Below are 21,527 nucleotides of genomic sequence, written 5' to 3' on the forward strand. Positions count from 1 at the left end.
TCGTCTACGCCCCGGGGGTGAACCCGAGGGACAGGGCCTCGTTGCGAGCGTGCAGGGCCTGCACCGCCTGCGGCTCGGGGACCTCTTGGTCGAGTTCGAGACGCCTTCCGACGTACTGGGCCAGCTGACGCTGTGCGGGTACGAGGTTGTGGGTCTCCTTGGCCCACTGCTCGAGCGCGTACCACTCGTCCGCGGGGACCATCGTCACCTCATCCCTGGCCCTCTCGTCTCCCTCGGTGCCGCCCGCCAGCGCCCCCTCGTCCAAGGGATGCTCGCGGAGCTCCGACTGCAGGTCGCGGGGGACGGTCCAGCGAACCCTGGAGACCGCGTCCCAACAGCTGGGCTTCTTGGCCCATTCGCCGACGTGGTTACCTTCGCGTGGATTGGTCACCACCGACATGACCCGGGGACACAGATCGTCGATCGCGTCTTCGAGAGCCGGCGAGATCCGCTGTTCACGCCAGATCCGGTCGAGGTCGATGCGCCGGTCCGTGGCGAGGGACAGGCGTGCCACCGTGTAGGTCGTGATCATGCTCTTGTAACTGCCTGCCTCGTGGGTCGCCGCGATGCGGTCGACCGCTTTGAACAGAACAGCCATCCCGATCACGCGTTGGCAGTACTGCACGTCGACGTGAGGGGGCGCCTCGTCGATGCGGACCATGAACGCCGCAAAATTCTTCTGCGCTCCACGACTGACCTGGAACGGAAGGTGGTTCCAAGAGTTGACGTACTTGGCGAGGTCCGCCTTCGTGAACTTCTGCCTCGTAGGGTTGAGCTTCTTGAAGGTGCGCTGCTTCGCAGGGGTCCGGGCCTTGGCCACCTCGTCGGTGTACTGGCCGCGTGCACGCTCGTAAAACCAGTGAGTCTCCTGACCGCTCCCGTCGGTCGCCGACGCCCAAAGGGATCGCGTGATCCGCTGGACGGCCACGTGGTACTCGTGGTTCGAACTGAAGTCGACCAGCGTCACCCGGTTCTGTGTGTTCGAGTACTCGGAGATCATCGGGACGATCTCCGCGAGCCGCTCGGGGGACACCTCCGTCAGTTTCATCTGAACCGACACATGCGAGAGATCCGCCTTGTCGCGGCTCTGCGCGTAGTGCAGTGACGCCGTCGTCTGGCCACCGTTCACCACTTGGAGTCCGTGAACACGGGAAATGCCTGTCGGCTGTCCGTCCGGGCCGTGCACGAAATCGACCTGCGAGGCGGTCGCCGTGATTCCGTTGTTGTACGCCAGGAACCTGCCGGGCGCACTCAGGAGCGTCTCCCTGATTCCCCGGTTCACCGAGCCACGGGCCTGCAGGAACGAGCGGACGTTGAGTTCGAGGAGTCGGGTGCCGTACTCCCCGTACAGCTCGGCCAGTCTCCGCCCCGGGATGACCGCCATGGCCACCGAGTGGTCCGACTCGCTGCTGGGCGCGGAGACGCACGGCAGCGGAGGTTCGAAGGAGACCACGATGGGCTCGCTGATGCTGCCGGACGTCGCATGGCGGTGCAGCCGCGCCAGGTCCCACACCTCGTGGGTCACGGGGAGACCGTCGAAGTCGGTGGGCGAAACCACGGTGCTGGTGCCGACACGGTTGCTGAGGAGGAAGAGCCGGATCCTCTGTACCTCGGTGAGGGCCTTCTCGACCGCCGCGCACATGTCGTAGACGTCGAACGACTCGTCGATGTGCTGACGCAGCCCGTCCCGGCACCGTTTTACGAACGTCAGCAACCGCTTGAAGGCCGTCTCGGTCTGGCTCTTCGTGAGCTTGGACTCCAAGGGGCCCAGGGTGAAGTCCGTGACGAACAGGTCGAGGCACTCCCCGGACTCCCCGATGCCATATCCGTGGACCAGATGCCCTTGCGCCTTGTGGTAAGCGGTGAAGGTGTTGGAAGCGATGCCTGCCTGCTCCAGGTCTTCGAAGACCCGTCGGGTGAACGCCTCCGGGGGGTTGGTTCCCTCAGCGTCGGCGGTCGCCTGGACATCTGCCACGAGATCGCGGGAGTACTCGGACAGGTCGAGCTCAGGCATGCAAGCCCCCGATCAGTTCGGTCACCTCGTCGGCCGTGGCGCGGTACTGATCCAGCCCCGAGGTGCTCACGTGGTAAGTGCAGTCGCCGACACCTGCGGCGAGATCCGATTCAACAATTCTGGGAAAATCCCCCCGTACATGCCAGAAGTGCAGGTCGCGAAGGGTGTAGCGGGGCTCGTCGTACATGTCTCGTTGTCCGGGAAGGTATCCGGCTTGGACGAGACGCCCATCGAACTGAGCCCGGTCAGCGGAGCTGGTGAGCCGCTCGCGTATGCGTTCGACCAGCCGGTTCAGACTCTCGCCCGATCCACCACGCCGCTCGTCGAGCATCGCCAGTGCCAGCAGCAGCGCGGGCGTGCCGGTGCCGTCCAGCTGCCGCTCGCTGGCGATACGGATGCTACGCGGACGCCTGACGGTGCTGGCCTTCGCCTCGATCGCCACCTCGGATAGCTGGAAGTCCTGGTTGGCTCCGCTCGGACCAGTCCACGCCTCCACGGCATCAGCCGGGTCGACGGCGGGCAGGACGTGCTCTCGGAGTACGAGGAGCTCGCCCACGAGGCCGCGGCGCGCCTCGGGAGCCAGGCCGTCCCTACTTACGGAGCGAAGGAGGTCCTGCCACCGCTCGAACCTGTCCACGGCGGCGGTCAGGGCGGCAGCGGCCTCGGGGGCGTCCCTGACGGTGTCGGCAACGTCGGTGACGAGCGGGTTGAAAACCTCACGCAGTTCGTTCGCGGTCAGGACCACCTGGAGTTCGTACTCGAGCCGCGACACCGCGCTCAGGTTCATCTCCAGTCCGGCCGCACGCGGCAGCCGCCCCACCGAGCGCACGATGTGGTCCGCGGAGCGGGCGTCGGCCCTGAGGACCAACATGCGTTGGCGACCAGGGTGGGTGACGGACAGGAAGACGTCCAGAGGAGCGTTCGGGTGTAGCCGAAGCCAGGACCTACCGGGCGTGCTCTGGGGGGTCTCCAGGCCACGCCACTCGGCCTCGGTGACGGTCACTCCCCGCCCTCCTCGTCGTCGAAGGCGTCGAGGCCCTCCTGCTGCCAGATGGTGTTCACGACGTACTCCGTGTCGGACTGATGCTCGGAGCGGGGGAAGCTCACCTTGAAGCCCACCAGAGGCGGCTCTGCCTCACCGTCCGGAGAGGCCGCCGGCCGCTCGATCAGGTAGATCAGCAGCAGGGCCTGGTCGCGCCTCCTCTGCCAGCGCAGGTGCTCGCCCGAGGGGGTCTGGGGAACCTTCTCCTTCTTCTTCATCGTCGCGGCCATCTGCGTGGCGTCGAGAGCGGCCTTCACCTGTGCCGGTTCGAGGTCGAGGTACTCGTCAGGCGGGCTGAGCACCCGGCGGATCGTGTAGCGCCCCTCCGTCCTGAAGCCGGGATTGATCGCCGCGCGGGTCACCGGCCCGATGGTGTGTCCGGCGACGTTCTGCGGATCCTGTGCCGCGGACTTGCCGACCAGGTGCACCGTCCACTCAGGCAGTTCGCCCACCGCCACGCACTGGTCGATGTACTTCGCGATGAACCTGGGACGGACGCGCTGCGCCATGCGGTCGGTCTCGTAGCTGGAGAGGAAGTCGGCGATCACCTCGGAAGGCACCGACTTCCACGCGACATTGCCGCCCGGAACCTTCGACTCGGCCGCCGCGACGCCGTCGAGCCGCTGGACGAAGTCCTCAAGTGCCTTGAGGTTTTGGTCAACGGTCTTCTGAGCAAGGTTGAAGATCACGGTCTCCGGACCCTCGCCGGAGTAACTGAGCATGACCTTCGTACCCTGGCGCATCTTGTTGGTGGCTGTGATCGCGAGGCCGAGCGAGGAGGCACGTACCTTCAGCCCGAAGTTCCTTGGGGTGAGGTTGAGCGCGGCCATTTCCTCCACCTCACGGCGAAGTTCGTCGGTCGCGGCGGTCACCTCGACGTACTTGGCCCGGAGGTCGGACGTCGTGTAGAGACGGCACAGGTCCTCGTACCCCGGGCGGAATCCGAACCACCGGCCCATCTGCAGCAGGGTGTCGTAGGTGTTGGACGTACGCAGGTAGTAGCTGACGGTCAGCCCTTCCAGGGTGAGTCCTCGGGAGAGTTTCTGACCTCCGATGGCGATGACGGAGAGACCGGTCCTACGGTGCTCGTAGTAGTCGAGCGCGTCACGTGAGGCGCCGTTCACCGTCTTGACCACGATCTTGCGCAGGGCCGGCATGACCTGTGGGGCCACCTCCTCCCAGGTCAATGGCTCGGCCTCGTCCGCGGGGAAGTGGTCCGTGGTGGGGACGAAGTCGCGCTCCCACAGGGCTTGGAGCTCTGTCATCCGCTCCGGTGCCTGTCCGTACCGGTCACGGAGCGAGTCCACGAGAAGGCCCAGATGGTCGGCCACTTGGTCACGAACGATCCCCTGGACCGCGGTGAAGCGGGTGACATGCACCAGCATGGAGTTGTGCACCTTCGTCTGCCCCCGCGCCCTGCGAGCGGCACACGAGAGCACGAACGAGGCGATCGCCTCACGCAGAGACTGGGGTAGGTCGTCGGACGGGACGAAGGCGGACTTGTGCTTGCTCGGAACCCAGCTCTCGGCGTCGTCCACGGGACGCACGAGCGGCAACGGGGGCACGTCGTCCTCGTCGTCGTTGTCGACCTGGAGTCCGAAGACCCGCTCTGGGCCCAGGTAGTTGGACGGTGAGGGCAGCGTCCGGATGAAGCTGTCGGGGAAGAGGTCGGCGCCGAGGGCGGCGTGGTCCACATCGGGATCGATGTAGATGTTGGCGTACGGCGTCGCGGTGTACCCGACGTAGGCCGACTTCTCGAAACTCTGCATGAGGTCTCGGATCGCGGCGTTGGTCTTCGTCGGATCCGCGTCAGGGTCCCGCTTGGTGTTGATGGAGGCGTTGTCGGCCTCGTCGTCGATGACGAAGAGCGGGATGTCGCGCACGACCTTGCGGCCGGTCTCATCCTCGGCGCCTTGTACCTCCGTCACCCACGTACGGAGGTACTCGAGGATCTTCCAGTGCTTCTTCACGACGAGGACGACCGGGAACCGGCCGAGGGGGAAGTTGACCGCGTTGGCCGCCTGACGACCGAAGTCGCCCTTCTCGGAACTGTTAGTGGGCGACGCGATGTCGAGCCTCTTGGCGCCGGGCATCCGCCCAGCACCCATGAGACGGGACTTCCCGTTCTGGTTGGACCGCTGCTGGTGCTGTGTGTCGAAACCCAGGAGGCCCTCGTCGACACGCAGCTGCGTCTGGCTGCGGAGGTCGTTGTGGATTCCGGCCAAGACCACCACGAACTGGTATCCCGCGTCCACGGCCTTCGCGGCGAGCCCGATGTACTGCCCTGTCTTGCCCGACTGAACCTGACCGATCACAAGGCCGGTACGGCGCCAGGAGCCGATGCGGCGCGGGTCCTCCAGCTGGCTCAGGACCTCGTCCGTGCTCTGGTCCAGCCGACGCACGACTACCGGGGGCAGGCTACGGACGTCCTCGAGGTAGCGACGGTAGCGCTCCCAGAAGTCCCATTCGCGGTCGTTCTTCGCCTCCGGCAGCCACGGCTCGTGGCCCCTGTCGCTCTCCAGACCGGAGGAGCCCTCCTGGAAAACGGCGGTTATGGCCTCGATCTCCTTGGCCAGCTGGTCTCGCTCGACAACCTCCCCTTGGCCGGCCAACATCCCGAAGATGACGGTGACGGCGTTCTGCACCTCTTCCTGAGTCGGCTGACGGTCCTGGGACAGCAGTGCGAGAACCAGGCGCCTGGCTTTGGCAAGGGACTCGAAAGAGTCCTCAGGGGTGGAACTCACAGCTGACCTCCAGCTGAACGGGGACGGTATCGGGCAGGGTAGGGGCGACTACTGACAACGGGATCACCCACTCCAGAAGCCCTGCATTTGATCGAAGGGGGGCATGGTCCGGAGTCGCTCCCGGGCAGCTGCGGGCGAACGACCGTCGGTGACCATCGCCTCGTAGATCCGTTGTGCGACCTCCGTCGCGCCGGCGTCGGCAGGTCCCGGACCGCCAAAGGGCTCGGGGTCGTCACTGGTGTCCGTCTCATGCATCACACGGAGGGCCGTAACCGGCACGGTCTCCTCCAACAGGCGGATGAGGGCTCGCACGTCGTCTGTACTGGCGCCGCCGGGGCGTAGCGCCGCCCTCACCAAGGGGTGACCACGGTTGATCCTGCAGGTGACCTGGTCACTCGCACGGCGGACGTTCCACGCGTAGAGGAGTGGGTCACCGTGCGTTCGCGCCGCGATCTGCCCGCGGTGGCGCAGCACGTCGGCGGCCCTCCTCCGAGCCTGCAGAGCGATCCGGCGGAGGTGGGGACGCAGGCCGACGGGCGGCACAACGCTGGACTTGCGGACGTCGACGCCCCACTCGACGTCCGTCCCGGCGGGGATGTCCACGGCGATCCGTGCCAGGTTGTACTTCTCCTCGCGGCGTACACCGCGCTGGCCAAGCCAGTCGCCGGCCAGGATCAGACGGTCCCGCCGGTACACGTAGAACCCCTGCTGGTCGAGCCAACCGCGTGGGCCGCTGGCCTTGTCGTACTCGGCAGGCGTGAGCCGCTGCGCGCTGGGGAGGACGAACGCCTCCACTCGTACGAAGCCGGTGCCGAGCGGAAGTTGCTCCACAGGGAGGGGCTGAACAGAAGGGTGACCGGAGAGGAAGGGGTCCCAGGGCTCGACTGGGCTACCGGAGACACGCATGGTACGGCGACGACTGCCCGTCAGGAACCGGGCGAAGACCATGCCCAAGTGCGACTCCGCGCGGGCGGCCTCTGCGTAGAACTGCTTCTGGGTCCGCTCGTCGTCCTCGGTCACGCCGTCGACGTGGTATCCGTTTAGCCGCCGCCACAAAACGACCGTGCCATGATCAGCCCTACCGCGGATCCTGTCGAGCAGGTCCGCCGTCGCCTCGTCCGCGCCGTGCAGCAGCCTCCACTCACCGAACTTCTCAACGACGTCGAGATCCCACGTACGTACGTGCCACTCTCCGGAGACAGCGGTCGCGACGGTGAGCTGACGGGCCTGGGAGAACGACGCGGACTTGAGTCCGACGCCGAAGCGCCCCAGGTCCGTGGCGGTACGCGGTGTGGCGGGACCGCGCGCAGCCACGGTCATGGCGGTCACGAGATCGTCCGCGCTCATCCCTTCGCCGTTGTCGACGACAGCGATCCACGAGTCCTGTCCAGCCCATGTGAACTCGATGTCGATGTTGGCTGCCTTCGCGGAGATGCTGTTGTCCACGAGATCCGCGATGGCGGCGGGTAGTGAATAGCCGAGAGAGCTGAGCGAGGCGACCATGCCTGCAGGTTCAGGGGCTGCGATGTCGTATTTCATGCCCAGTTCCAGCCCTGCTCCCGTTGCAACCCCTTGCCGACGCCTGGTGTCCGAGCGATCCGTGGAGCTGAGAACCGAGACGTTCCTCTGGACGTCTCGTAAGTAGCTCTGTTCTCATCCCCCGGGCCAAATCCCCACCTACGCAGGATGGTAGTTGAGCCTGGCCAGCAAGGTCGGTGCCTCGGCTGGTCTACATCACTTTCCCGCACCGGCGTAGTCTGCGAAGGTGCTCCACGAAGTCACCGAGGATGGAGGGCTGGGCTTCTGCCATCACGTCCTCCCGGGTCTGCTGCCACCCGGCTACCACGGTCCGTTGGTCGTCGCCGTCGACTCGAACGTCCTGATCGACCTTCAGCAGCATGGGGCCGCGCTCATGAACGACGAGTCGCTGCCCGATCGAGTTGCGGCGGACATCGCCTACACAAACGAGCTGTACGGCCTCGCGGACCTTCTCAACCTGTGGCTGTTGCGCGACATTCGATTCGTGGTAACCCCCCGCTCAAAGACCGACGCCAAGAAGGTCACCGAGCGCTTCCTGGAACACAGGCTTCCATCGATCAACGCGTTAGCGGACAGCTTGGCATTCCAGGTGGGAAACTGGTCTGTGCCTGCGCCGTCGCACGGACCGTCGCCCACTCCCGTCGGTGAAGTGACCGGCCTTCCTGATGGCGCTGACCGCGACTTGGTACTTGAGGCTCAGGCCGTTGGCGCTCACGTTTTCCTCACCCGTGACCGGCTTGTCTTGGAACGTGCGGAGCTCGCCGGGCCCCCTATGGCCCTGCTCCCGCCCCAGGGCTTGGCGGCCGAGCTCCTTGCCGCCGGAGTCCAACCTCTCCTCGGGGGCACGTGCGGCGGCGACGGGTGCCCGTACCTTGTCTGGGGGCTCCCCGCCCCAGATATGGGCAAGTGGGGCGGACTCCTCTCCGTGCTGGAGTAGCCGGAGAATCGAGGTCGGCGGCGGCATTCACGGGCGAATCTGGCATGGGCTCTTTTGAGTTGGGGAGGCTGCCGGACCATGACTTCTAGTGTTCTGAGTCAGGAATTCTGTTCAGATGTAGGCTTGTTCCATGGCGCGGACGGGGCGGCCGAAGGCCGAGTTGACACTGTCGGACGAGGAACGGGCTGCACTCGAAGGGTGGGTGCGGCGACGTTCCACGCCGCAGGCGTGGGCTCTGCGGTGTCGGATCATCCTGGCCTGCGCGGAGGGTGTCTCGAACAAGGATGTGGCTGCTCAACTCGGTTCCACACCTCATGCGGTGGGGCGCTGGCGGGCCCGGTTCGTGCAGTACCGGATCGCCGGTCTGGGTGACATGCCACGTCCGGGCGGGCCCAGGACCGTGACGGACGAGCAGGTCGCCGATGTGGTCACCAAGACGCTGCAATCCACACCGAAGAACGCAACGCATTGGTCGACGCGGTCGATGGCTAAAGAGTTGGGCCTCTCGCAGTCGTCGGTGTCACGGATCTGGCGGGCATTCGGCCTTCAGCCGCACCGGTCGGAGACCTTCAAGCTGTCCACTGATCCGTACTTCGTCGACAAGGTCCACGACGTCGTCGGTCTCTACCTGGATCCGCCCGAGCGTGCCCTGGTGTTCTGCGTCGACGAGAAATCGCAGATCCAGGCCCTGGACAGGTCCCAGCCGGTGCTGCCGATGATGCCCGGGGTCCCCGAGCGGGCCACCCACGACTACGTCCGGGCCGGCACCACCACCCTGTTTGCCGCCCTCGAGGTCGCCACCGGCAAAGTGATCGGCTCGCTGCACCGCAGACACCGTGCCGAGGAGTTCAAGAAGTTCCTGATCAAGCTCGACAAAGAGGTGCCTGCCGGCCTCGAAGTGCACCTCATCTGCGACAACTACGCCACCCACAAGACGCCCACCATCAAGAGGTGGTTGTTGGCCCACTCCCGGTTCCACCTGCACTTCACACCGACCGGCTCGTCGTGGCTGAACCTCGTCGAGCGATGGTTTGCCGAGCTGACCAACAAACAGATACGGCGAGGCGTCCACAAGTCTGTCCAGGCCCTCGAGAAGGACATCCGCAACTGGATCGCCGCCGACACCGATCCCAAGCCCTACGTCTGGACCAAGACAGCAGACGAGATCCTCGAACGCCTCGCCAGTTATCTGAACAGAATTCCTGACTCAGAACACTAGGTGGTCTGCCGAGAGTCGTTCAGCAATCTCCCTGTCATCCCGCTGGAGATCTTCCCGCGCGGCCGGGACTGTACGGCAGAGTCGAGCGCGTGTTCGCGCTCCGGGAAGCAGAACGGAACACACGGCTCCAGAAGCGCCAGATCCTGCGGGATCCGTCCGGGTGCTCCGACGCTGCTCGCGATCAAGCGCTGGTCACCGACCTGATGCGCAAGCACGACAACAGACGCTGCCCGCTGGGAGCCATCTGGGAGCCAGCCCGCTCCCGAAGCCTCTTCCAGACAGCCCGAGACCATTCCAATCCAACCTCCTGAGCAGGCAAAACATTAAACTGCTCGGTGTCGTTCTTGATCGAACCTCGTTCGGGACGAAGAGGTCGTGGGTTCAAATCCCGCCACCCCGACAGCCGTAAGACCAGGTCAGGGGCCTGATCCACTTAGTGGATCAGGCCCCTGAGCGGTTTCCGGGGGCGTCTCGGGAGCCGATCTCGGAACCCGGCTCCCGTCGGCTCCCGAAGTGGTTCGGCGTTTCGATGATTCGGCGAGACAGCTCCCGGGGGCGGTCCCGTCCGCGTACGCTCTGGGCGTCCGACGCACCGCGCCGGGCGCACGAGGGGGCACCGTGGATCATCTCTTCACCGTCGACGGGCGGACGGCCACGCCGATATCGCGCACCGGGCTCGCCGCCGAGAGCCTGCTGGAGCGGCAGCACCTCCAGGAGTGGGTGATCGCCCATCCCCAGGTACTCGGGGAGTCGGTGCTCGTGATCACCGCGGAGTACGGCCGGTGGGCCGACACCGACGGAGTGCCGGCCCGCGACCGGCTGGATGTGCTGGGGCTGGACGCGACCGGACGCCTCGTCGTGGTCGAGCTGAAGCGGGGGACGGCCGATCGGGACGTACACCTCCAGGCGATCACCTACGCCGCCCTGGTGTCCCGCTTCGACCTCGACACCCTCACCCAGGCGCACCGTGACTTCCTGTCCCGCAGGGGGCAAACCCTCGACATCGACGCGTGCAAGCAGCGGCTGCTCGACCACGTGGACGGCGAGTGGAGCCCAGCGTTGCTCCAGCGACCCCGGCAGGTGATCATCGCCGCCGACTTCCCCAAGCAGGTCACCCACTCCGTGGTCTGGCTGTCGGAGATGGGCATCGACATCGACCTCGTCCAGGTCGGCCTGTGGCGGGTGGAAGGACACCTCGTCGCCGGGTTCACCAAGGTCTACCCGACCCCGGAGGTCGAGGAGTTCACGCTCACCCCGGCCCGGGTCGAAGGCGAGGCGGCGGCCAAGAAGCTGCAGGAACGCTCGCGTTCACGCAACGCCGTCCACGTGCTCGTCGGTGCGGGCCTGCTGCCCGACGGGACGAGGCTGCTGATGACACCACGTCACGGTGTGACGGAGGCCATCCGCGCCGAGATCCGGTCCTGGGTGGCGCAGGACGCCGACCGGGGGGCTGTCACCTGGACCAATGACACCGAGAAGCCACTGGTCTGGAACGCGGACGGAGATTCGTACTCCCCTACCGGGCTGGCCAAGCACATCTTCACGAGCGTGACCGGTCGGATCCTGGACGTCGTGCAGGGAACGACGTGGTGGGACGTGGACACCACCTACGTGCCCGACGGCGTCGACCCTGGGGAATGGGCCACGCTGGCAGGGTCCGACCTGACCGGTCTGGCCAGGCAGCTCAGCGGCACTCGCAAGGACTGGACCGGGCTGCACACTCTGCTGAGCGGTGTCCCGGCTGGGCGGTGGACCACCTACGGCGACCTGGCGGCGGTGGTCGGGAGCCATGCTGTCCCCATAGGTCAGCACCTCGGCACCTGCGGTCGATGCCCCAACCCCTGGCGCGTCCTCACGGCCGCGGGGAAGGTCAGCCCCGGCTTCCAATGGCCCGACCCCTCGCGCACGGACACTGCCGCAACCGTCCTGATCGGGGAAGGCGTGCGCTTCAACGGAGAAACCGCCGACCCTGACCAGCGCCTGCACGAGGACGAGCTCCGGCAACTCCTCGACGGCTGAGAGCCCTTCGAAGCCCTCAGCCCGTCGTGACCGGTCCCTGGCTCAGGCGTCAGCTCCGCCGAAGCGCGCACGATAGGACTCCAGTTCCTCCTCCGAGATCTTCGCGAAGAGCACCGGCGGCACGGTGAACGGGGTGCCAGCCGGAACAGAGTCCAGGGACTTGGCCTGCTCGGCGGTCACCCAGGTCGCGGTGTCGCTCTCCAGGGCGAAGGCGCCCCGCATGGCGGCCGCCGAGGCCGGGATGAAGGGCTCGGAGACGATCGCGTACAGGTGGATGAGGTTCATCGCGGTGCGCAGGGTCAGGGCCGCGCCCTCCGGGTCGGTCTTGATCTCCAGCCAGGGGGCCTTCTCCTCCAGGTAGGAGTTGCCCGCCGACCACAGAGCCCTGAGCGCCGCACCGGCCTTGCGGTACTGGAGGGCGTCCATGTGCTCCTCGTACTCGGCCAGGAGGCGGGCGATCTCCTCGCCCAGTCGCGTCTCCGCCTCGCCTGCCGCGTTCCCTGCGGGGGCCTCGTCGCCGAAGCGCTTGCGGGAGAAGGACAGGACGCGGTTGACGAAGTTGCCGAGGGTGTCCGCCAGGTCCTTGTTGACCGTGGCCGCGAAGTGCTCCCAGGTGAAGGAGGAGTCGTCGGACTCAGGGGCGTTGGCGATCAGGAAATAGCGCCAGTAGTCCGCAGGGAGCGTCTCCAGGGCGGTGTCGGTGAAAATGCCGCGCTTCTGCGAGGTGGAGAACTTGCCGCCGTAGTACGTCAGCCAGTTGAAGCCCTTGACGACGTCGACCTTCTTCCACGGCTCGCGGACGCCGAGCTCCGTGGCCGGGAACATCACCGTGTGGAACGGGACGTTGTCCTTGGCCATGAACTGGGTGTAGCGCACGGTGTCGTCGACCTCGTACCACCACGACTTCCAGTCGCGGGTCTCGCCGTCCGGGCCGGCGTCCGACCACTCCTTCGTCGCACCGATGTACTCGATCGGGGCGTCGAACCAGACGTAGAAGACCTTGCCCTCGGCCGCGAGCTCCGGCCAGGTGTCGGACGGAACCGGGACGCCCCAGTCCAGGTCACGGGTAATCGCCCGGTCGTGGAGGCCCTCGGTGAGCCACTTGCGGGCGATGGAAGAGGACAGCTGCGGCCACTGCTCCTCGTGCCGCGCGACCCACGCCTCGACCTCGTGCTGAAGCTTGGACTGGAGCAGGAACAGGTGCTTGGTCTCGCGGACCTCCAGCTCCGTGGAGCCGCTGATCGCCGAACGGGGGTTGAGCAGGTCCGTCGGGTCGAGGACGCGAGTGCAGTTCTCGCACTGGTCGCCGCGGGCCTTGTCGTAGCCGCAGTGCGGGCAGGTGCCCTCGACGTACCGGTCCGGCAGGAAGCGGCCGTCAACCGGCGAGTACACCTGGCGGATCGCACGTTCCTCGATGAAGCCGTTTTTGTGCAGCTGGCGGGCGAAGTGCTGAGTGATCTCGACGTTCTGCTGCGAAGAGCTGCGTCCGAAGTAGTCGAAGGCCAGCTGGAAGCCGTCGTACACGGCCTTCTGGGCGTCGTGGGCCTGCGCGCAGAACTCCGCCACCGACAGTCCGGCCGCCTTGGCCGCCAGTTCGGCCGGTGTCCCGTGCTCGTCGGTCGCGCAGATGTACAGGACGTCGTGACCACGCTGGCGGAGGTACCGGGAGTACACGTCCGCCGGAAGCATCGACCCGACCATGTTGCCCAGGTGCTTGATCCCGTTGATGTAGGGAAGCGCGCTGGTTACCAGGTGTCGAGCCATCCTTGGATGCTCCATTTCGTACGTTTGGCGCCTGGCGGCAGTGCCACGGCGGACCGAAGTCGGGAAGGTGCAGCAGGCGCGATCGCGCAAGGTCGCTCAACCGTGTCACGCATGGTGACGGCCGGATCCGCAAGCCGCCGCAATCGTATGGCACCCGGGTGCCAATGCGCCGGGGCGTTTACCGGCGGCCGGGCTCGCACGGAAAGGCGCTCGGCCGTCCGAGACAGGCGGCCAAGCGAGTCTCGAACGGCCGAGGCCGTCCTCATATTAGGCCCGTATGTCCGTGGTTACGCATCCCCCTCATCGCCCGAGGCCCAAGAGGCGGTCCGCATGACCCGAGAAGCAACTTCCAGCAGGGCCGGGCGGTCCGGCCCGGATTTCACCCCTGCGATCGGGAAGTCCGGGCGCCTCGCGCCGCCCAGACTTCGCCTCGGCCCGTGTTACCGGCGTACACGCAGGAGGGCGTCGAGCGCCCTTTCCCATCGCCGGTAACGGACTTCTCACGGGAGGACGGATTTCACCAGGTCATTGCCCGCACGCAGCCCGAGTCCGGGAATGGTCTCCCTGAGCACCTTCACAGCCCGTACATGGTCCTGTGCGGGGTCAGCCCCCGCGCGGGACAGGGTTCGGATGACCCAGTCCTGGACGAGTTGCTCATCGGTGGCTGCCGCGCGCTGACCGAGAAGGTGGAGGGCCTTCCGAAGACCCGGCTGTTCGGCCTCGTCCGCCGACTCCATCTCACGAACGATCTCGTCGCGAAGGCTTTCCAGATCCCGCAGGATCAGAATGTGGGGTTCGTGCTTGCTCAACGGAGATCGCACTCCAATCGGTGTCGTAACTCTCTCGGGGACACTGGGGCCTCATCGGGCGAGGACCCCTACTTGAAGCAGTAGCTCCCCACTCCGGCGATCCCGAGTATTTCCACCGCGCCGTTCTTGCCTGCCTTCTTGGCATGCTTGATGAAGTCACCCTTCGTCCGCGCACCCGAAGAAGCTTCGCCGTCTGCTTGGCGCCGCCGAGAGCCTTGACGGCCTTGTAGGCCTTTGCCGCTGGGAAGAACGCCACGGCGACCGCGGCGGCGCACTTGGTCCACTTCCACGCGGTGTTCCACCAGGGGTCGGCGACGAGGCCGTGCTCTCGTCGAACTGGACCGTCTGGACCAGGCCACCGCCCTCGACGCGGTACGAGGTCGGAACGGCTTCCCCGTTGGCGTCCTTGGCCCAGGGGCGTCGAACATGCCCAGGACGTCCTCGCCCTTGGTGACCAGGACGCCACCGCCGTCGAGTTGCTCGGCTGTCGCGCCGTCGGGAAGCCCGAGGCCGAAGCGGTACTCCTTGGCGGCGGCCGCGTTGTTGACGGTGATCAGGGCGCGAACGCCCTGGGCGGTGGGCTGTACGGCCAGATCGGCGTTCTTGGCCGCGCCGGGATAGACGATGGTGCCGGTTCCGGTCTCGGCGGCGCTGGAGCTGCCGGCGCCCGGCAGCCGGATGCTGATCCTGGAGCCGTCCACAGCGGCGGCGCTGATGGTGCCGTCGGCGGTGGCGGGCGTGGTGACCCCGCTCTGCCCGTCCCGGCTGATGTCCGCTGTGCCGGTGGTCTTCTCCACCACCGTGGCGACCCTCTCCGCCGTCGAGAGGCCGGAGTCGGCGGCCGTGGGGGCGATCGTCAGGACCAGAGCGCCCGCGGTGCCGGCCGCGATGATCCCGGCACTGCGATGAATTGTCCGCTTCACAGGTGAAGCCCTCCCGACTTCTTCGTGCGGGCAGACACCGGAGCCCGGGAGGGGAAGGGAAGTTGGGCATGCGGAAACAGTCCGGACGTGTCCGCAGGATCCTCCGGGAGCATCCGGTAGAACCTGAAGAATCACTCCGGGCTCGTGAAACCCCCTTCGGGGACGGCATCGTGGCCCAGGTGGAGATCCAGTCCGGGCTGCACCGGCTCGTCTCCCTGGTTGAGCCGTGAGGCGGTCGACGAGCTGGGCATCGAGGTCGGTGTGACCGCCACGGCCCGGGTGAAGTCGACCGACGTTCCTATCGACCGGCCCTAGTAGGGCTTGGTCATGTGTCGTTTGTGATGGCGTGTCTTCTTGATCGGTCGTGTCGTTGATCGTGTGTGCTGAGTGAGGAGTTGGCTGCGGTCCGGTGTGATCTGGAGGACTTCGCGGCGGAGATGTTCGAGCCGTTCGCGCGGGCGGATCAGCGCCGGTGGGGCGGGGTCTATCTGCGGGGCCTGCTGCTGGACGGCGGGCGTAAGTCGGTGGAGCCGATGGCCGCCCGCCTGGGCGAGGAGGGTAACCGGCAGGCTCTGGCGCACTTCGTCACCTCCAGCCCGTGGGATGCGGCGCATGTCCGGGCCCGGCTGGCCTGGCGGATGCAGCCGGTCATCAAACCCACCGCGCTGGTCATCGATGACACCGGCTTCCTCAAGGACGGGGACGCGTCGGCGTGCGTGACCCGGCAATACACCGGCACGGCGGGCAAGGTCACCAACTGCCAGGCCGGAGTCTCGCTGCACCTGGCTTCCAACGGTGCCTCGGCGGCGGTGAACTGGCGTCTGCTCCTGCCCGGGAGCTGGGATCCCTCCTCGCCCAAGGCCGATCCGGCCAAAGTGGCCCGCCGTGACAAGTGCGCCATCCCTGCCCAGGTGGGCCATGTCGAGAAGTGGCAGCTGGCCCTCGACATGATCGACGAGACGCGGTCCTGGGGCATCGAAGTGCCCCAGGTCATCGCCGACGGCGGCTACGGGGACACCGCCGCCTTCCGGCTCGGCCTGGAGACACGCGGACTCGACTACGTGGTGGGCATCTCGACCACAACCACCGCACAACCCGAGGACGCACGGCCGGCCACCCCGACCTACCTCGGCAGGGGCCGGCGGCCGGTCCCTGCCTATCCCGAGCCGGCACAGCGGGTGAAGGACCTGGTCATCGCGGCCGGCAAATCTTCCGCACGGCCGGTGCAGTGGAGGGAGGGATCACGGCCGGGCAGCGGCCGCAGCGGGCACAAACGCATGTACTCCCGCTTCGTTGCCCTGCGGATCAGGCCCGCCGGGCGCGAGATCCGCCAGGCCACGACCACCGCCGAGCTTCCGGTCCGCTGGCTGCTGGCGGAGTGGCCCGCCGACCAGGACGAGCCCGTGCAGTTCTGGCTCTCCAACCTGCCCGAGACCACCCCGTTGCCCGTCCTCGTGCGCACCGCGAAGCTCCGCTGGCGCATCGAGAACGACTACCGCGAGATGAAACAGGCCCTCGGCCTGGCCCACTTCGAGGGCCGGACCTGGCCAGGCTGGCACCACCACGTCACCCTCGTCTCGGTCGCCCACGCCTTCTGCACCCTGCAGCGACTGACCCGATCCCCAAAAAAGACGGCGTCGGCCTGAGCCTCTACCGAGTCGTCCGCGAACTGCAGATACTCCTCGCGACCTGGACCGGCGCCTGCCCCACCTGTCACCGCGACACGCCAGACCCCGCACCAACATGACCAAGCACTACTAGTACTCCAGCAGGGCTTGCCTGCACACCAACTGCTCCACCCGTCACGCCCGGCTCACCCGTCTCGCCCGGCTCACCCGTTATGCCCGTCACACCCGTCATGCGCGTCACGCCCGTCTCGCCCGTCACGCCTGGAGCTTGGGCCGACCGGATGAACTTTCCGGCGCGCGCGGTGCCGGACCGGGCTCCGCCGCGCCATGAATCACCGTCCGCCCGGCCTCTCACAGCCCTGCCCGGACGCAGCGGATTCCCCTGAACTTGCCGCTTCCGGAACCGAGTTGAGGGTTTATCTACGCGCGGAGCATGACCCACCGAACGATCATTCGGGCATATCAGACGACTTCTCGCACGGGCATTACCGGCGGGTACCGCGAGCTGCTAGAAACTGCATCGCTCCCCCCATCCCCCGCAGGTCCCCCCGCCTGTCCCCCCACACTTCGAAAGGCTGGCAGCTATGTCAGTACGGAGAATTCGGGCATCCCTCTTCACCCTGGCGCTCACCGCCGTTGCCGCTCTCGGCATCGCCGGGCCGGCCTCCGCGGCCGACTCTGCCGCCGCCGGCGGCTATGTCGCGCTCGGCGATTCCTACTCCTCGGGCGTCGGCGCCGGAAGCTACATCTCCGACAGCGGCGACTGCCGACGCAGCACCAACGCCTACCCCTACCTCTGGCAGGCGGCGAACTCCCCTTCCTCGTTCGACTTCGTCGCCTGCTCGGGTGCGACCACGTCGTCCGTGGCGAGCAGCCAGCTCGGGGTGCTCAGCGCCTCCACCTCGCTGGTCAGCGTCACCGCCGGAGGCAACGACGTCGGGTTCGCCGACGTCATGCAGGACTGCGTGCTCTCCAGCGAGGCCACCTGCATCGCCAGCGTGAACAACGCCATCGCGCAGATGAACAACTCCCTGCCCGGCAGCCTCGATTCGCTCTACGGCAACATCCGGTCGCGTGCCCCGCAGGCCCAGGTCGTGGTCCTCGGCTACCCGCGCTTCTACCAGCTGTCCGGCAGTTGCATCGCCGGTCTCTCCGAGGCCGAACGGGCCGCGATCAACAACGCGTCGGGCGTCCTCAACGACGTGCTGGCCAAGCGGGCCGCCGACGCCGGGTTCACCTTCTCCAGCGTGGTGGACGAATTCACCGGGCACGAGCTGTGCTCCGGCGACGCCTGGCTCCACAGCGTCACGATCCCGATCTACAACTCGTACCACCCCAAGGCGGCCGGGCAGTCGGGCGGCTATCTGCCCGCCTTCCGCTCCGCGGTGTAGCGAGGCATCGGCGTAGCGAAGTCGCGGCTCGGCGAGACAGCAGCGCAGGGCCTCGCACGCAGGACAGGAACGGCGGTTCACCGGGCGCCCGGTGGGCCGCCGTTCTCAGTAGCGCTCGACCAGGTGCTCGCGGCCGGCCGGAGGCTCGTACGTCTCGGGCCAGAAGTCCGTCACCCCGGTGATCAGCCCCTGCTCGTCGAAGGTGAAGAAGTGGATGGCGTCCAACTCCTGCGCCTGATCGCCCTCCTGCTCCCCCGTCACCGTGAACCCGGTCCGGGCGGCGGCCTGGCGGCCCTCCGCGTCGGCGACGATCCGCTCGACCCGGACGTGCCAGTCGCCCGGATACTCCTGGTTGAACCGGAGATACCGCTCCTTGCCGAGGATCCGCTCGCGCGTCTGCGGCAGCTCGTACACCACGCCCTCGGCGAGGGTCGCCCCGAACGCGCTCCAGTCGCGCGCCTCGGCCGCCGTCCAGTACGTCTCCACCGCTCCGCGCAGCGCTGCCGTCGTCGTCCCCGGGACGCTTCCTGTCATGTCGGTCATGAAGAAGAGTGTGGCGGCCACCACTGACAATCGGCCGGATAAGCCCCGCGAGACAGCTCCGACCTGCGGCTATCCGCGTCGCCCCGCAGGCCGCGACGCCTTGATCGAGTACATCAGCGGGATCCTCGGCCGGCCCGCCGGGAAGCGGTAGTGACCGTCCGCATGGCGCTCCAGCGAGCCGAACCGCTGGACGAGCGACACATCGTGCTCGTGGAGGAACTCGATCCGCAGACCGGCCGCGGCGAGCGCCGTCACCACCCGGCCCACCGGGTGCTGCCACTCGACGCTGCGGTTGTGCACGGTCGGTGCGTCGAGGTCGGCGTACGTGCCAGGCGTCTCGTCCACCCAGGCGTCGCGGCTGAAGTAGTCGTCGGTGACCACCGAACCGGTCTCGTCCATCGAGTCGGTCAGCGGGTGGAACTCCGCCAGGTAGAGAAACCCGCCGGGCGCGACCAGCGACGCGGCGGTCTCGGCCCAGCGGTCGATGTCGGGCAGCCAGCCCAGCGCGCCGATGCCCGTGTAGACGATGTCGTACGCGGAGTCGGGAACGGCGGCCGGAGCGTCGTACACATCGGCCGCGACGAACGCCGCCCGGTCCGGGCCCAACTCCAGTGACTTGGCCAGGCCCCGGGCCGTCTCGACTGCGGGCTCGGAGAAGTCGAGGCCCACGACCTGGGCGGCACCGTGCCGTGCCCAGGACAGGGTGTCCAGGCCGATATGGCACTGGAGGTGCAGCAGGGTCTTCCCGGTGACGTCACCGACCTCGGCCAGCTCGAAGGCGCGCAGCGCGTCCTTGCCCGCCCGGAACGCGTCCACTTCGTAGTAGTCGCTCGCCACGTGGATCGGCACGCGTTCGTCCCAGCGCGCTCGGTTGGTCTCGTGCCAGTCGTCCGGAGTCGGGGAGTACATGAGCGGAAAGCTACCCACGGGCCCGGGGGAACGCGACCGGTTATCCACAGGGCGGGGGAGATCGGCGGGGCCGGCGGACAGGTTATCCACAGGGTCCCCGGCAGAGCGGCCGATCGGGTTGGATGGAGGACATGAGCGAATCACAGAACGCCTCGACCGCGCCTGGGGCCCCGACCGCACCTGGGGCCTCGACCACGCCCGGGACCTCGACCGCGCCCGAGTGGGAACAGCGGTTCCGCGCGCCCCGGGTGTCCCTTCCCGACTGGGCCGAGGACGCGCCTGACCGCTCTCTGTTCGTCTCCAACGCCACCGGTACGTACGAGCTGTACGCGTGGGACCGGGCGAGTGGGCGGCAGCGCCAGGTCACCGACCGGCCGAACGGCACCACGGACGGCGTGCTGACTCCGGACGGCGAAGCGGTCTGGTGGTTCAGCGACACCGACGGCGACGAGTTCGGGGTGTGGATGCGCCAGCCGTTCGACGGCGGGGCGGACGAGCCGGCCGTCCCGGGCCTCGCCCCCTCCTACCCGGCGGGCCTGGCCATCGGACGCGACGGTTCGGCGGTGATCGGCCGCTCGACCGACGAGGACGGCACGACGATCCACCTGGTGCGGAAGCCGGGCGGCGAGCCCGTGGAGATCTACCGGCACCGGGAGTCCGCCGGGGTCGGCGACCTCTCCCACGACGGGACCCTGATCGCCCTGGAGCACACCGAGCACGGCGACGCGATGCACTCCGCGCTGCGAGTGGTGCGCCAGGACGGCTCCACGGTCGCCGAGCTGGACGACACCGAGGGCGGCACCAAGGAGCTGGGGCTCGCCGTGCTGGGCTTCGCACCGATCGCCGGCGACACCCGGCTTCTCGTCGGGCACCAGCGCCGGGGCCGCTGGGAGCCGATGATCTGGGACCCGGTCACGGGCACGGAGACCGCGCTCGCCGTCGATCTGCCGGGCGACGTCGGGGCCGAGTGGTATCCGGACGGCTCCGCCCTGCTCATCGAGCACAGCTTCGAGGCCCGCGGCGAACTGTGGCGGTACGAACCGGGGGCCCCGGAGCCCGTACGCGTGGAAACCCCCGCCGGGACGGTGTCGGGCGCCACGGCCCGCCCGGACGGCACGGTGGAGTATCTGTGGTCCTCGGCCGCGCAGCCGCCCGTGGTGCGCTCCACGAGCGGTGCGGTGGTCCTGGACCCGCCCGGACCGAAGGCGCCGCCGTCGGTGCCCGTCGAGGACGCGTGGGTGGAGGGACCGGGCGGCCGGATCCACGCCCTCGTGCAGAAGCCCGCCACCGGTGAGGGCCCGTTCCCGACGATCTTCGAGATCCACGGCGGTCCGACCTGGCACGACAGCGACGCCTTCGCCTCCGGTCCGGCCGCCTGGGTCGACCACGGTTTCGCGGTCGTCCGGGTCAACTACCGGGGCTCGACCGGCTACGGCCGCGCTTGGACGGACGCGCTGAAGCACCGGGTCGGCCTGATCGAGCTGGAGGACATCGCGGCCGTACGGGAATGGTCGGTCACGTCCGGGCTCGCGGACCCGGAGCGCCTGGTCCTGGCCGGCGGGTCCTGGGGCGGCTATCTGACCCTGCTCGGGCTCGGCACCCAGCCCGACTCCTGGACGCTTGGCCTGGCGGCCGTGCCGGTCGCGGACTACGTCACGGCGTACCACGACGAGATGGAGGCCCTGAAGGCGATGGACCGCACGCTGCTGGGCGGCACGCCGGAGGAGGTGCCCGAGCGCTTCGAGGCCTCGTCGCCGCTGACGTACGTCGACGCGGTGCGCGCCCCGCTCTACATCTCGGCGGGCGTCAACGATCCGCGCTGCCCCATCCGTCAGGTGGAGAACTACGTGGACCGGCTGGCGGCGCGCGACGCGGTCCACGAGGTGTACCGCTACGACGCCGGGCACGGTTCGCTGGTGGTGGAGGAGCGGATCAAGCAGGTGCGGCTGGAGCTGGAGTTCGCCCTGAAGCACCTGGGCGGGGGCGCGGTGGCCGGTACGGCGGGGTGAACCCGGGCGGCGGACGGGCGTAAGGGCCGGATAAATG

General features: G+C 67.7%; 15 protein-coding genes. 6 read left to right on the forward strand and 9 right to left on the reverse strand.

Annotated features, from left to right (window positions below; genetic code table 11):
- Positions 1-4: 4 nt before the first annotated feature.
- The 4 genes from AC0VY3_RS34375 to AC0VY3_RS34390 form a co-directional block, all read right to left on the reverse strand.
- Positions 5-2,014, reverse strand: a complete 2,010-nt coding sequence (locus tag AC0VY3_RS34375; protein ID WP_475551459.1) for an AIPR family protein — start codon at positions 2,012-2,014, stop codon at positions 5-7.
- A complete protein-coding gene (locus tag AC0VY3_RS34380) occupies positions 2,007-3,017 on the reverse strand; it encodes a PD-(D/E)XK motif protein (RefSeq protein ID WP_475551460.1) in 1,011 nt (336 codons plus the stop codon). The genes AC0VY3_RS34375 and AC0VY3_RS34380 overlap by 8 nt, the downstream gene beginning before the upstream one ends.
- A complete protein-coding gene (locus tag AC0VY3_RS34385; RefSeq protein ID WP_475551461.1) occupies positions 3,014-5,800 on the reverse strand; it encodes a Z1 domain-containing protein in 2,787 nt (928 codons plus the stop codon). Before AC0VY3_RS34385 ends, AC0VY3_RS34380 begins: the two co-directional genes overlap by 4 nt.
- Before the next feature lie 63 nt (positions 5,801-5,863).
- Entirely contained in the window at positions 5,864-7,339 is a 1,476-nt protein-coding gene (locus AC0VY3_RS34390) for an ATP-binding protein (protein WP_032776858.1), read from the reverse strand.
- 226 nt (positions 7,340-7,565) lie between these two features.
- Here AC0VY3_RS34390 and AC0VY3_RS34395 point away from each other — a divergent pair, with 226 nt between their 5' ends.
- The 3 genes from AC0VY3_RS34395 to AC0VY3_RS34405 all read left to right on the forward strand — a co-directional run bounded on the left by AC0VY3_RS34395 (position 7,566) and on the right by AC0VY3_RS34405 (position 11,514).
- Positions 7,566-8,276, forward strand: coding sequence for a hypothetical protein (locus AC0VY3_RS34395; RefSeq protein WP_475551462.1), 711 nt, complete (start codon positions 7,566-7,568; stop codon positions 8,274-8,276).
- A 130-nt stretch (positions 8,277-8,406) separates the two neighbouring features.
- Positions 8,407-9,495 carry an IS630 family transposase gene (locus tag AC0VY3_RS34400; protein ID WP_475551463.1) on the forward strand — a complete coding sequence of 363 codons (1,089 nt, stop codon included), beginning with the start codon at positions 8,407-8,409 and terminating at the stop codon, positions 9,493-9,495.
- A gap of 618 nt (positions 9,496-10,113) precedes the next feature.
- Positions 10,114-11,514: an MGMT family protein gene (locus AC0VY3_RS34405; RefSeq protein ID WP_475551464.1), complete on the forward strand. Its 1,401-nt coding sequence runs from the start codon at positions 10,114-10,116 to the stop codon at positions 11,512-11,514.
- Positions 11,515-11,556: 42 nt separating this feature from the next.
- Here the strand turns inward: AC0VY3_RS34405 and metG are convergent, their stop codons facing one another.
- The 3 genes from metG to AC0VY3_RS34420 all read right to left on the reverse strand — a co-directional run bounded on the left by metG (position 11,557) and on the right by AC0VY3_RS34420 (position 15,010).
- Positions 11,557-13,278, reverse strand: coding sequence for a methionine--tRNA ligase (metG, locus tag AC0VY3_RS34410; protein WP_103511439.1), 1,722 nt, complete (start codon positions 13,276-13,278; stop codon positions 11,557-11,559).
- Between the two features lie 500 nt (positions 13,279-13,778).
- Positions 13,779-14,087 (reverse strand): hypothetical protein, encoded by a 309-nt coding sequence (locus tag AC0VY3_RS34415; RefSeq protein WP_103511440.1) that lies wholly within the window; start codon positions 14,085-14,087, stop codon positions 13,779-13,781.
- A gap of 68 nt (positions 14,088-14,155) precedes the next feature.
- Positions 14,156-15,010 carry a hypothetical protein gene (locus AC0VY3_RS34420; protein ID WP_475551465.1) on the reverse strand — a complete coding sequence of 285 codons (855 nt, stop codon included), beginning with the start codon at positions 15,008-15,010 and terminating at the stop codon, positions 14,156-14,158.
- A gap of 380 nt (positions 15,011-15,390) precedes the next feature.
- Here AC0VY3_RS34420 and AC0VY3_RS34425 point away from each other — a divergent pair, with 380 nt between their 5' ends.
- Positions 15,391-16,656, forward strand: coding sequence for an IS701 family transposase (locus AC0VY3_RS34425; protein WP_475551466.1), 1,266 nt, complete (start codon positions 15,391-15,393; stop codon positions 16,654-16,656).
- A gap of 566 nt (positions 16,657-17,222) precedes the next feature.
- Positions 17,223-18,029, forward strand: a complete 807-nt coding sequence (locus tag AC0VY3_RS34430) for an SGNH/GDSL hydrolase family protein (protein ID WP_103511097.1) — start codon at positions 17,223-17,225, stop codon at positions 18,027-18,029.
- Positions 18,030-18,134: 105 nt separating this feature from the next.
- Here AC0VY3_RS34430 and AC0VY3_RS34435 read toward each other — a convergent pair whose 3' ends face one another.
- Together AC0VY3_RS34435 and AC0VY3_RS34440 are read right to left on the reverse strand one after the other, a co-directional pair.
- Positions 18,135-18,572, reverse strand: a complete 438-nt coding sequence (locus AC0VY3_RS34435) for a nuclear transport factor 2 family protein (RefSeq protein WP_475551467.1) — start codon at positions 18,570-18,572, stop codon at positions 18,135-18,137.
- A gap of 69 nt (positions 18,573-18,641) precedes the next feature.
- Positions 18,642-19,481, reverse strand: a complete 840-nt coding sequence (locus AC0VY3_RS34440; RefSeq protein WP_475551468.1) for a class I SAM-dependent methyltransferase — start codon at positions 19,479-19,481, stop codon at positions 18,642-18,644.
- A 131-nt stretch (positions 19,482-19,612) separates the two neighbouring features.
- On the opposite strand from AC0VY3_RS34440, the gene AC0VY3_RS34445 reads away from it, so the two are divergent.
- Complete coding sequence (locus AC0VY3_RS34445) at positions 19,613-21,490, forward strand: S9 family peptidase (RefSeq protein ID WP_242738851.1); 1,878 nt, start codon at positions 19,613-19,615, stop codon at positions 21,488-21,490.
- Positions 21,491-21,527: the final 37 nt, after the last annotated feature.

Source organism: Streptomyces sp. iso_384 (genome assembly GCF_056172905.1).

What these genes read in the sequence shown, in the direction of transcription:
- AC0VY3_RS34375 (WP_475551459.1), bottom strand. Translation starts at nt 2,014, where the DNA reads ATGCCTGAGCTCGACCTGTCCGAGTACTCCCGCGATCTCGTGGCAGAT.
- AC0VY3_RS34390 (WP_032776858.1), bottom strand. Translation starts at nt 7,339, where the DNA reads ATGAAATACGACATCGCAGCCCCTGAACCTGCAGGCATGGTCGCCTCG.
- AC0VY3_RS34400 (WP_475551463.1), top strand. Translation starts at nt 8,407, where the DNA reads ATGGCGCGGACGGGGCGGCCGAAGGCCGAGTTGACACTGTCGGACGAG.
- metG (WP_103511439.1), bottom strand. Translation starts at nt 13,278, where the DNA reads ATGGCTCGACACCTGGTAACCAGCGCGCTTCCCTACATCAACGGGATC.
- AC0VY3_RS34430 (WP_103511097.1), top strand. Translation starts at nt 17,223, where the DNA reads ATGTCAGTACGGAGAATTCGGGCATCCCTCTTCACCCTGGCGCTCACC.
- AC0VY3_RS34435 (WP_475551467.1), bottom strand. Translation starts at nt 18,572, where the DNA reads ATGACCGACATGACAGGAAGCGTCCCGGGGACGACGACGGCAGCGCTG.
- AC0VY3_RS34440 (WP_475551468.1), bottom strand. Translation starts at nt 19,481, where the DNA reads ATGTACTCCCCGACTCCGGACGACTGGCACGAGACCAACCGAGCGCGC.
- AC0VY3_RS34445 (WP_242738851.1), top strand. Translation starts at nt 19,613, where the DNA reads ATGAGCGAATCACAGAACGCCTCGACCGCGCCTGGGGCCCCGACCGCA.